The sequence below is a fragment of the Pseudomonas sp. rhizo25 genome, assembly GCF_031931935.1.
In the GTDB taxonomy this organism is placed as follows: domain Bacteria; phylum Pseudomonadota; class Gammaproteobacteria; order Pseudomonadales; family Pseudomonadaceae; genus Aquipseudomonas; species Aquipseudomonas synxantha.
Genome location: NZ_JAUJXA010000005.1, coordinates 289,228 through 300,558, shown reverse-complemented (window position 1 = coordinate 300,558; position 11,331 = coordinate 289,228). Strand labels below are relative to the sequence as shown.

General features: G+C 59.7%; 8 protein-coding genes. 5 read left to right on the top strand and 3 right to left on the bottom strand.

From position 1 onward, the window contains the following. Positions 1–11 precede the first annotated feature (11 nt). The gene (locus QZR30_RS13740) at positions 12–662 is read right to left on the bottom strand and encodes a GNAT family N-acetyltransferase (protein WP_046068680.1); all 651 of its coding nucleotides are present in this window, start codon (positions 660–662) and stop codon (positions 12–14) included. Between the two features lie 167 nt (positions 663–829). Between QZR30_RS13740 and xthA the strand changes: the two genes are divergently transcribed. Then, positions 830–1,642: an exodeoxyribonuclease III gene (xthA, locus tag QZR30_RS13735; protein WP_043049966.1), complete on the top strand. Its 813-nt coding sequence runs from the start codon at positions 830–832 to the stop codon at positions 1,640–1,642. Positions 1,643–1,855: 213 nt separating this feature from the next. Beyond that, the gene (locus QZR30_RS13730) at positions 1,856–3,187 is read left to right on the top strand and encodes a phosphate ABC transporter substrate-binding/OmpA family protein (RefSeq protein ID WP_311903434.1); all 1,332 of its coding nucleotides are present in this window, start codon (positions 1,856–1,858) and stop codon (positions 3,185–3,187) included. A 121-nt stretch (positions 3,188–3,308) separates the two neighbouring features. Here the strand turns inward: QZR30_RS13730 and QZR30_RS13725 are convergent, their stop codons facing one another. After that, on the bottom strand, positions 3,309–4,538 hold the full coding sequence (locus QZR30_RS13725) for an acyl-CoA dehydrogenase (RefSeq protein WP_046068682.1): 1,230 nt from the start codon (positions 4,536–4,538) through the stop codon (positions 3,309–3,311). Between the two features lie 151 nt (positions 4,539–4,689). Between QZR30_RS13725 and QZR30_RS13720 the strand changes: the two genes are divergently transcribed. The 3 genes from QZR30_RS13720 (at position 4,690) to QZR30_RS13710 (ending at position 7,049) form a co-directional block, all read left to right on the top strand. Next, entirely contained in the window at positions 4,690–5,625 is a 936-nt protein-coding gene (locus tag QZR30_RS13720) for a LysR family transcriptional regulator (protein ID WP_056846586.1), read from the top strand. Positions 5,626–5,740: 115 nt separating this feature from the next. Beyond that, on the top strand, positions 5,741–6,133 hold the full coding sequence (locus tag QZR30_RS13715; RefSeq protein WP_043049962.1) for a MerR family transcriptional regulator: 393 nt from the start codon (positions 5,741–5,743) through the stop codon (positions 6,131–6,133). Between the two features lie 16 nt (positions 6,134–6,149). After that, positions 6,150–7,049, top strand: coding sequence for a hydroxymethylglutaryl-CoA lyase (locus tag QZR30_RS13710; RefSeq protein WP_056846587.1), 900 nt, complete (start codon positions 6,150–6,152; stop codon positions 7,047–7,049). A 563-nt stretch (positions 7,050–7,612) separates the two neighbouring features. On the opposite strand, the gene QZR30_RS13705 is transcribed toward QZR30_RS13710, so the two are convergent. Then, complete coding sequence (locus QZR30_RS13705; protein WP_311903431.1) at positions 7,613–11,296, bottom strand: leucine-rich repeat domain-containing protein; 3,684 nt, start codon at positions 11,294–11,296, stop codon at positions 7,613–7,615. Positions 11,297–11,331: the final 35 nt, after the last annotated feature.

The window sequence follows — 11,331 nt, the reverse complement described above, 5'->3', positions numbered from 1 at the left end:
AATAATTCTGTCTAAGCCGTTGCAGCATGTAACGCCTGGGGATTGGGATGGAAAAACACATGTTCCAGCACCGGGCCTACGGCGACTTCGCCGATCTCTTCATAGCCTTGGCGCTTGTAGAAATCCAGGTAGCGGGAGTTGCCAGTGTCGAGCACCACCCCTGAGGAATGCGGGTCATCGGCGCACCAATTGTGTACGGCTTCCAATAGTTGCTCACCGAAGTGCTTGCCCTGGAACTGTGGGTGAATACCCAACAGCGGCAATACATGCACCGACTCGCTGGGCAGGCATGCCAGGACCGCCTGATGGTATTCCAGGTAACGCCGCGTGCCGCGCACGCCGGTACTCAGCCACATGCGGATCTGCCACGCCCAACTCTCGGTAATGCCAAGGCGCCGCTGGGGCGGTGCAATCAGGGCGATGCCGATCAGCCGGTCGTTGACGAACAGGCCGATGGCGGGAAGCTTCTGGAAGAAGTGCTGCTTGACCAGTTCGCGCACGGTGGCGCGTACCCGTTGCTCATAACCCGGCCGCTCGGCTTCGAAGATGTAGGCGAAGGTCGGCTCGTGGCGATACGCCTGGTAAAGCAGGGATCGCGCCTCGCGGGAGTAACCGCTATTGAGCAGGCGGATGTCGGCAATGGCCGTCGAAGTGTCTGGCATAACAGTCAATCTCCTGGGCGCCACTCAAACATGGCGTTCTTATGGGTACGAACCTGTACAGCTCCAGTCGTTCCCAGACATTAGCAGCGCATTCACCCGACCGCCACGCTGGCCCCCGCCGGACTTGTCGGCTAGCATCGCCCTTTTGCCAGACTGGACTGCCGACCATGAAAATCGTCTCCTTCAATATCAACGGGCTGCGTGCTCGCCCTCATCAGCTGGCGGCGCTGATTGAAAAGCATCAACCGGACGTGATCGGCCTGCAGGAAACCAAGGTCCACGATGACCAGTTCCCCCTGGCCGAAGTGCAGGCCCTGGGGTATCACGTGTATTACCACGGGCAGAAAGGCCACTACGGTGTGGCCCTGCTCTCGCGCAAAGAAGCCCTGAGCGTGCACAAAGGTTTTGCCAGCGATGAAGAGGACGCCCAGCGGCGTTTTATCTGGGGCACCTTCGCCGATGAAAACGGCCACCCGGTGACCATCATGAACGGCTACTTCCCCCAGGGTGAAAGCCGCGACCATCCGACCAAGTTCCCAGCCAAGCAGCGCTTCTACGCAGACTTGCAGCACCTGCTGGAAAGCCAGTTCAGCAATGATCAGGCGCTAGTGGTGATGGGCGACGTGAACATTTCCCCGGAGGACTGTGACATCGGCATCGGCGCCGACAACGCCAAGCGCTGGCTGAAAACCGGCAAGTGCAGCTTCCTGCCGGAAGAACGCGAGTGGATGGCACGCCTGAAGAACTGGGGCCTGGTGGACAGCTTCCGCCACCTCAACCCGGACGTGGCCGACCGCTTCAGCTGGTTCGACTACCGCAGCCGTGGGTTTGAAGACGAGCCCAAGCGTGGGCTGCGCATTGACGTGATCATGGCGTCCACCGGCTTGGTACCGCGGGTCAAGGATGCCGGGGTGGATTACGATTTGCGTGGCTTGGAGAAGCCGTCGGACCATGCGCCGATCTGGTTGGAACTGAGCTGACTCCCCGATTGTACTCGGTCAAATGTGGGAGGGGCGGTGCGACGATTCGACTTGCCCCCGATGACAGTGTGTCAGCCAGCTCATCTGTCGCTGATACACCGCTATCGGGGGCAAGCCCCCTCCCACATTTTGACCGGCTGAGTGTCAGTCACATTGCTGCAATCCAACTGACTTAATCTCGCGGCACTCCCTTTGGCTTGAGAAGGTGCCGGCATGAGGCTGCGCGTTCTGTTCCTGTGCTTTGCGATCTCCCTGCCCGCCGTGGCCGCACCCCTTGCCGTCCCCGACCAAGGCCCAGCGCTGCGCATCCAGGGTTCCAATACCATCGGGGCGGCACTCGGCCCGGCGTTGGTCAAGGGTCTGATGGAGCATCAAGGCCTGCAGGGTGTACACAGCGAACCGGGTGACGGGGCAAACGAACAACGGGTGGTTGGCAAGACGCGCCAAGGCAAGACCGTGACCATCGCAGTGGCTGCCCATGGTTCCAGCACCGGTTTTGCCGCGCTGAAAAACAACCGCGCCGACCTCACCGCGGCGTCCCGCCCGATCAAGGACAGCGAACTGGTAGACCTCGAATCCCTGGGTGACCTGAAAAGCCCCGAAGCCGAACAGGTGATCGCCATCGATGGCCTGGCAATCATCCTCAACCCGCGCAACCCACTCAATACGCTGAACACCGAGCAACTGGCGCAGATCTTCAACGGCGAGGTCAGCACCTGGGAAGCGCTGGGCGGCATTGGCGGGGCCATTCATGTCTACGCCCGGGATGATCAGTCCGGCACCTACGACACCTTCAAGGAATTGGTGTTGAGCCGACGCGGCAAACCGCTTGCCGGGACCGCACAGCGTTTCGAGTCCAGCGAGGCGCTGTCCGATGCGGTCAGTCATGACCCCCAGGGCATCGGTTTTATCGGCTTGCCCTATGTACGCCAGGCCAAGGCAGTGGCGATTGTCGACGGCGACTCACAACCGATGTTGCCCTTGACCAGCTTGATTGCCACCGAGGATTACCCGCTGTCACGGCGACTGTTCTTTTACCTGCCGCCCTCCTCCCGCAACCCCTGGGCCAGGGCGCTGGTGGACTTCACCCAAGGCAGCAAGGGCCAGGCAATAGTCGCCGCCAATGGCTTTATCGCCCAACAAGTGCAGGCGATTGGCGTGGCGCCACGCCCTTCAATGCCCGACGACTACCAGGCCCTCGCCCGTGACGCCCAGCGCTTGACTGTGAATTTTCGTTTCGAGGAAGGTAGCGCCAGCCTCGACAACAAGGCGCGCCAGGATTTGCAGCGGGTGGTGGCTTATATAAGAAGCCACGGCAAGCTCGATAAACAGGTAACCCTGGTGGGGTTTGGCGATGCCAAGAATGATCCGCAACGTGCGGCGTTGCTGTCGAAGCTGCGGGCTATGGCAGTACGCCGGGAGCTGGTCAAGAGCGGCGTGGTGCCCAGGGATATCCGTGGGTTTGGCGCGCAGATGCCGGTAGCGGCGAATACGGCGGATGAGGGGCGGATCAAGAATCGACGGGTGGAGGTTTGGGTGTACTGAGCCTTGGAGTTTGAGGTGTTTGGACTGGCCTCATCGGGGGCAAGCCCCCTCCCACACTTGGATTCGTGAATACAGTCAAAATGTGGGAGGGGGCTTGCCCCCGATTGCAGGCGACGCGGTGCTACTGCCCGCCGCGCATCAATTCCCGAGGCACATACTTGCCAATCTCAAACTTGCCAATCGCCGCACGATGCACCTCGTCCGGGCCGTCGGCCAGGCGCAGGGTGCGTTGCATGGCGTACATATAGGCCAGCGGGAAATCATTGGAAACCCCGGCGCCGCCATGGATCTGGATCGCACGGTCGATCACCTTCAAGGCTACATTCGGCGCCACCACCTTGATCTGGGCGATTTCGCTTTTCGCCACTTTATTGCCCACGGTGTCCATCATGTACGCCGCTTTCAAGGTCAGCAGGCGCGCCATGTCGATCTCCATGCGCGAGTCGGCGATCTTGTCGATATTGCCCCCCAGACGCGCCAAAGGCTTGCCGAACGCGGTGCGGCTGACCGAACGTTTGCACATCAATTCCAAGGCGCGTTCGGCCATGCCGACGGAGCGCATGCAGTGGTGGATACGGCCCGGGCCAAGGCGGCCCTGGGCAATCTCGAAGCCACGCCCCTCCCCAAGCAGCACGTTTTCGTAGGGCACGCGCACGTTGTCGAACAGCACTTCGGCGTGGCCGTGGGGCGCGTCGTCGTAGCCGAACACCGGCAGCGGACGCAGGATTTTCACCCCGGGGGTGTCCACAGGGACGAGGATCATCGAGTGCTGCTGGTGGCGCGGTGCATCCGGGTTGCTCAGACCCATGAAGATCAGGATTTTGCAGCGCGGGTCGCAAGCACCTGAAGTCCACCATTTCTTGCCGTTGATTACCCACTCGTCGCCCTGGCGTTCGGCGCGGGCAGCCATGTTGGTGGCGTCCGAGGAAGCCACGTCCGGTTCGGTCATGGCGAAGGCAGAGCGAATCTCACCGCGCAGCAGCGGTTCGAGCCAGCGCTGTTTCTGCTCTTCGTTGGCGTAGCGCACCAGCACTTCCATATTGCCGGTGTCGGGCGCGGAGCAGTTGAACGGCTCCGGGCCGAGCAAGGACCTGCCCATGATTTCCGCCAGCGGTGCGTATTCAAGATTGGTGAGCCCTGCGCCCAGTTCGGATTCGGGCAGGAACAGGTTCCACAAGCCCTCGGCCTTAGCCTTGGCCTTGAGTTCTTCCATGATGGCGGTGGGCTGCCAGCGATCACCTTCGCTGACCTGGCGCTCGAACACCGGCTCGGCCGGGTAGACGTAAGCGTCCATGAACGCGGTGACACGTTCACGCAGTTCCTGAACCTTGGGCGAATAGGCGAAATCCATGGGCAGCTCCCTTCTCTGAGAGGTTGTTTAGGTCATGCAATCGATGCTAGAACAGCGTTGATAATTTACCTAGCCTATTCTCGGCGTGTATTAACATTCATCACCGATATATGATCGGCGTATGGACACCTAACAATAAGAGCGCAACGAAATGAATCTGAGCAAGGTCGACCTCAACCTTTTCATCGTCTTTGATGCGATCTACACCGAAGCCAACCTGACCCGCGCCGGGCAAATCGTCGGCATCACCCAACCGGCGGTGTCGAACGCCCTGGCACGCCTGCGCGAGACCTTCAACGACCCGTTGTTCGTGCGCACCGCCCAAGGCATGGTGCCCACGCCCATGGCGCAGAACATCATCGGCCCGGTGCGCAATGCGCTGTCGTTGCTACGGGTGTCGGTGCAGGAAAGCCGCATCTTCAACCCGCAGCAGGCGGCCAAGACCTACCGTATCAGCATGACCGACCTCACCGAGGCGGTGATCCTGCCGCAGCTGTTCCAGCGCCTGCGCCGCCTGGCGCCGACCGTGGTGATCGAGAGTTTCCTGTCCAAGCGCCGCGAAACCACCAAGGAACTGGCGGCCGGGCGCCTGGATTTTGCCGTGGACGCGCCGCTCAACACCGACCCGCAGGTGCGCCACGTCAAGCTGATGGAAGACCGCTACGTGTGCGCCATGCGCAAGGGCCACCCGATGGCGGGCAAGGACAAATTCAGCCTGGATGACTACCTGTCGCTGACCCATATCCATATCTCCAGCCGCCGTAACGGTTTGGGCCATGTGGACCTGGCCCTGGGCAAGATGGGCATCCAGCGCAAGATCGCCCTGCGCTCCCAGCATTACCTGATGGCCTCCCAGGTGTTGCAGCAGACCGACATGGTGATGACCGTGCCCGAACGCTTCGCCCGCCGCCATGAACTGCACTGGTTCAATTTGCCGGTCAACGACGTACCGCTGGTAGAAACCCACCTGTATTGGCATGAAAGCACTGACCAGGACCCGGCGAACCGCTGGATGCGCGAGCAGATGATCGAGCTATGCCAGCAGGTGACGGCCCATGAAAAGAAACTCGATAAACAACAAGCCTAAAGTTGCAGAAGTCCCCCTGTGGGAGGGGGCTTGCCCCCGATGGGGCGCGCAGCGCCCCTTGACGTTTACGTCAACCTCCAATTAGCTTAGTGCCAAGACCTTCTTGAGCACCGCCATGAGCACCACCTACAGCATCTCCGACCTCGCCCGCGAGCTCGACATCACCACCCGCGCCATTCGCTTCTATGAAGAACAAGGCCTGCTGGCCCCGGAACGCCGTGGCCAGGAGCGCATCTACTCGGCGCGGGACAAAGTCAGCCTCAAGCTGATCCTGCGCGGCAAGCGCATCGGCTTTTCCCTGGCCGAATGCCGCGAGCTGATCGAACTCTACGACCCCACCGGCGGCAACCAGATCCAACTCAACAGCATGCTGGCCAAGATCGCCGAACGCCGTGAACAGCTTGAGCAACAGTTGCTGGATATCGAACAAATGAAACTCGAGCTGGACACCGCCGAGGAGCGATGCACCCAAGCCCTCGCGCATACCATCAGCCAAGCCGGCCATTGACCAGAAGGTAACTGCCATGTCCCTCCCCTCACACGTACGCCTGGTGGAAGTCGGCCCGCGCGACGGTTTGCAGAATGAAGCCCAGCCCATCAGCGTGGCGGATAAGGTCCAACTGGTGAACGCCTTGAGCGAAGCCGGGTTGAGCTATATCGAAGTCGGCAGTTTTGTCTCGCCCAAATGGGTGCCGCAGATGGCCGGCTCAGCCGAGGTGTTTGCACAGATCCAGCGCAAGCCCGGCGTAACCTATGGCGCGCTGGCGCCGAACCTGCGCGGGTTTGAGGATGCGCTGGCGGCCGGGGTCAAGGAAGTTGCGGTATTTGCCGCAGCATCCGAAGCGTTTTCCCAGCGCAATATCAACTGCTCCATCAGCGAGAGCCTGGCGCGGTTCGCGCCGATCATGGCCGCGGCCAGGCAGCATGGCATCAGCGTGCGGGGGTATGTGTCGTGCGTGTTGGGTTGCCCGTACGAAGGCGCTATCGCCCCAGAGCAAGTGGCAGCCGTCGCGCGTGAACTGTATGCCATGGGCTGCTATGAAGTGTCCCTGGGCGACACCATCGGCACCGGCACGGCGGGGGCAACCCGGCGGCTGTTCGAAGTGGTCGGCGCCCAGGTACCGCGGGACAAACTGGCCGGGCATTTCCATGACACCTACGGCCAAGCCATCGCCAATGTCTACGCCGGTCTGCTGGAAGGCATCCAGGTGTTCGACAGCTCTATCGCTGGTCTCGGTGGTTGCCCTTATGCCAAGGGCGCCAGCGGTAACGTCGCTACCGAGGACGTGCTGTACCTGCTCAACGGCCTGGGTATCGACACGGGTATCGACCTGGAGCGCTTGATTGGCGCGGGCCAGCAGATCAGCAGAGTGCTGGGGCGGCCGAGCGGTTCGCGTGTGGCCAAGGCCCGTAGCGCCGGATGAAGTAGCACAGCTGTGACAATGTGTTACCGCGCGCCTGTTCGGCGGGTAACGCGGGAACAGAATTTAGCGCACATACGTAAAGACATTTCCCACGAAAAAACTAACCTTTTGATTTTAAAGACTTTTAAAAAGTTGGCACGGCTTCTGCTATCTCTATGGCATAACAAGAATAAAAAGCACCAAACCTAATAAAAATAAGACGAAACGACTCTGACATAACAAAAACAACACGGCAGAGACGCAGCTAACAGATTTTTTTGGAGAAGATGGCTTCCCAGGGTACGGCATGCCGCAACCCGCAACCGGATAGAGAAAAATAAAACTACCTCAGGTAGCTACCCACTGGTTGGATCGTTTACGAAGAAGCAGGTCAGCGTTCAAAAAAATACGTTTGCTCTTGACCCCGGATGGGGGTCGCCAAAAACAGCGGTACGGGCCACGGCTACCAAAAACAACAACAGGCCGCCCCTCAATAATAAGAAAAGAGCAGGCAACGACAAATTAAAAGGGGACCTTCGGGTCCCCTTTGTGCTGTCTGCACGTGCGGTTTGTTACCCGTACCCTCAAAGCGGCGCGACGGGATTGCCCTGTAGATTGACTCGATCCGGGTGCTGTATGGCATAGCCGGGCAAGGTCGTGATCCCATTCGTACGCAGATCGATCCAGGCCAGGTTGCCAGGCACCTCGACACCTGCCGGGAATACCCTGGTGCCGGTATTTTCCAGATAGAGCCGCTGCAGATCACGCAGGTTGCTCAGGTCGGCGGCCCAACCCAACTGCCGGTTATGGGAGAGGTTGAGGGTCTTGAGGCCCTGCATATTCTGCAGGCGTTCACGACTCGGCGCGGTCAGACGAATGTCATTGCTGCTCAGGTCGAGCCAGGTGATTTGCGCGCCCCCATCGACGAACTCCGGCAAGCGCGTGAGGTTACTGTGGCTGATATCCAGCCAACGCAAGCCGCTGAATGACTGCAAGAAAGGTAAAGAGGCGTCCGAAAGTGACATTCTCGCTAAATCCAGACATTCCACATGGCTCATGTTCGCGGTGATCGGCGGCAAATCACCGACTTGCTCGTCGGCCAAGCGCACGACATACAGCCCACCCTCCTCTTCTCGTAGCTCAGAGCGCATTTGCTCAGGACTCATGGGCAAGTGTGGAGGTGAACGCTGCCAGGCATTCTTGAGAGTATTGACGACCCGGCCCCTTGATCGGCGATAAGTCGTGTCTTCGTCATGCCAGGCGTCCAGTGTCGCCTTCAGTTGCGTGAACTCCTCTTCGAGTTGGTCCATGCGGGCCAAAAACACATCATCGCTGGCGTCTTGCAGCTTCAGCGTCCACTCCACCTCTTCGATGGATTGTGACGGATAGAGCGCTGAGGCTGCCTGTTCGCAGGGAGCGGATCGAATGCCCACAGGACTCAACGGATAGCCGATACGTCCCTCCGCAAGGCGCATGGGCGGTTTATACCCAGGCTTGATCGGCTGCATGCGCAACAACCTGCGCAATTGTTCACGAGGCATCAAAGGCATCTGCTCCAGCGCCTGTTTCAGGCTCGCGCCTCCATCCAGCGCGGTCAGTTTCATTGCAGTCCAGTCCTCAGGCGGGACCGCTGACTGTACCGCCCCATAGATATCCGCCTGGGCATTGAATACCGCCAGCTTGTTATCCTGTACTTCATAAAGGTTCATGGGACCAAACTTGATAAGACGCCGCTTGATCGCCGCGTCCTCCGGCCCCGATGAGTCCAGCAGGCGCTCCCCCGCAGGCAACCGTTCGATGACGTCGATGCGCAAGCCCGATGGCCAGCCGGGCAGCTTGTCCAGGCTGTGCAGCACCAAGTGTTGCGTGTCGTCATTGCCCAGGGTATTGCGGTACAAGCCCTCATACGCCCGCGCCAGGCGCACCTGCTGTTGATAATGGCGGGCCTCTTCAGCCAGGCGCAGTGGCACGCGATCCTGCTCGGTGAGCACCTGCATTTCGGCGGCGCTGGTTTCGTCCAACAGCTCTTCGACAATCGCCTTGGGTAATGACGGGAATAAGCGCCTGATCGGCCATGCGGCCGCGCTTTCTGCGCGCTCGGCAGCGGCATAGCGCTGGGTAAAGCGTTCGAGTTGATCCGCAGCACGCAATGAGGGGCGTACGCTGGAGCCTTCTTCAGCCACCACACGGTCAATCTCGAACCGCTTCAAGGTATCGGCCAATAGCCCCGGCAGTGCTGCCTGATGCACATGTATCCGGCGCAGCGCATCCACCTCAACGCCAGACATTTGCATGATGCGTTTGAGCTTGAGCGGCTGGTCTGAAAACCCCTCTGCCATCGGCCCCAAGCGGCGCATCAACTGTGACTCGGTCAGGGTCAGCGGGATCTCGTGCTCATGAGCCCAGGCCCCGGTGCGCGTGCGGCTTACCCTTGGGGTGAAGGCCAAAGGATCATGCGGATGCAGGATCTTGTAGTCATTGCCCGCCCCAACTTGCTCCACCCGGTAATAGGCATTGTCTTCGCGCAGGTACAGGCCCCCTTCATGTTCAATCAGCCCGTCAACATTCACCGTAAGCTGCGCGGGCATCGACACGGATTGCTGGTATGGCCTCAGGTCAGGAGCATGCAGGCGTATGTTGCCATCGGGGCAACGCACATGGGCCAGGCTCTCGACAAAGGCGCTCTTGACCAAGGGCAATAACCTGGCGCCTACAACGGCCGTCGCCGCATTGAAAGCAACGGCTGAAACGTGAGCCCACACCGCTTGCTTATCCCCCGCCTCCCACGCCTCAATACCCGATGCGACCTCCTTCAGTATTTGCGCCGCGCCAATCATCAACATGACCGGCGCCAGCTCTGGAAAGACCAGCACAGCCGCATTCAGGACATTCAGCGCCGTGCTGCCCAGCTTGACCAGCCAGGCGTTACGCGCACGTGCATCCGCCGCGTCGGTGGAGACGGCCATGGCCCGGGCGTTGCTGCGCATCAGGTCGATGTTTTGCCGGGTATGGTCCTGCCACAACAAGGCGTAGCGCGTTCCGTAACTTGCGGTGAGGGTCCTGATATTTTTCTTGCTTGAGTCAAAGTCTTGAGACTCTGTCGACTGCTCAGCGGGGTCGAGATGCTGCTTGAGCCTGGAAAAAAACGCCCCTTGCCGCTCATAGGGGATGAACTGGCTGAAAAACTGCCGGTAGCTGGCCACGCACAGTCGCTCGACCAAATCAAACTTGAGCGCCTCCAGGTTGGCGTATTCCTTCAACATGCAAACAGGGTCGCCGGGTATAAACGCCAGGCAGGGCTCGCTCAAGAACACCACATTGCCACGTATGGGGTAGTGAATACTCACATGCCCGATGACGATAATTTGTTTAAGCGACTGCCCAAGGACGTTCAAACTCGAAAAGGTAACTGTTTTATCGCGCCATTCCAGATCCTGCTGATTGCTCATCAACTGTTGTATCAGTTGATACGCATCCGGCTGGATATCCCCACGCGCCACCGCGACTTCGGCGGCGAATTGCAGCTGATGCCGGGTCGCACTGACCATAAGATTACGCACGGCCCTGGCCCTGCTCCCCGTGGGGGTTCGAGGGGGGTCCAGTGGACTGATGAACGACTCGACATGGGCCAGGTACTGCGCACCCAGGTCCAACTCCCGACACAGGCTGGCGAATGCATGAGGCGCTATGGTGACTTTACGGCTAAGCACTTGCGACTGATTGAATGGGCTGCCAGGCGGCTGCTGGTGGAAATCGTAGCGCGTGACGAGGCTGGCGTTCTGGTCGTCGGTCTCAATCGTGTCTTCCAAGGCAAAGTTACCCAGCGCCGCTTCGAGCAGGCTCTCTCCCTGGTAGTAGCAATACCCGGAAGCTTCCAAGCCCCCGACCTTTGAACGATCGGCGGGCATGAACGCCTCACGGGCATAAAACAGCCGTTTTACGTCATAGTCTGCGGCAAACTTCGCCTTCATCGCCGCCACCAGGAGCGGCTCGGCAAACGCGACCACGCCTTGTAACCCGTTGAAAATAACATCGAGCCTGTTCAGCGAATTAAAGCTGCGTGCATAAGCGGCACTCAGTGCCGGTTGTCTGTCCGGCGAAAGCGCTGCGTACCATGGCGGCATTTCGAACTGCGTCTGTGAAAAGGCCTTCTTGCGTTTCAGGGCGGCGGCGTCATACCAGGAGGGCTGCCGGTCCTGTATAACCCGCGCATGCACGCTCTGCGGCGCTACTGATTGTTGGCTGGAAGGTTGATTAAGCTCACTCATTTACCGCATCCATTTGATAGAACAAAAGATCAATC

Bases quoted from the DNA above. Each gene is read 5' to 3' on its own strand.
- QZR30_RS13740 (WP_046068680.1), bottom strand. From the start codon at position 662: ATGCCAGACACTTCGACGGCCATTGCCGACATCCGCCTGCTCAATAGC.
- xthA (WP_043049966.1), top strand. From the start codon at position 830: ATGAAAATCGTCTCCTTCAATATCAACGGGCTGCGTGCTCGCCCTCAT.
- QZR30_RS13730 (WP_311903434.1), top strand. From the start codon at position 1,856: ATGAGGCTGCGCGTTCTGTTCCTGTGCTTTGCGATCTCCCTGCCCGCC.
- QZR30_RS13725 (WP_046068682.1), bottom strand. From the start codon at position 4,538: ATGGATTTCGCCTATTCGCCCAAGGTTCAGGAACTGCGTGAACGTGTC.
- QZR30_RS13720 (WP_056846586.1), top strand. From the start codon at position 4,690: ATGAATCTGAGCAAGGTCGACCTCAACCTTTTCATCGTCTTTGATGCG.
- QZR30_RS13715 (WP_043049962.1), top strand. From the start codon at position 5,741: ATGAGCACCACCTACAGCATCTCCGACCTCGCCCGCGAGCTCGACATC.
- QZR30_RS13710 (WP_056846587.1), top strand. From the start codon at position 6,150: ATGTCCCTCCCCTCACACGTACGCCTGGTGGAAGTCGGCCCGCGCGAC.
- QZR30_RS13705 (WP_311903431.1), bottom strand. From the start codon at position 11,296: ATGAGTGAGCTTAATCAACCTTCCAGCCAACAATCAGTAGCGCCGCAG.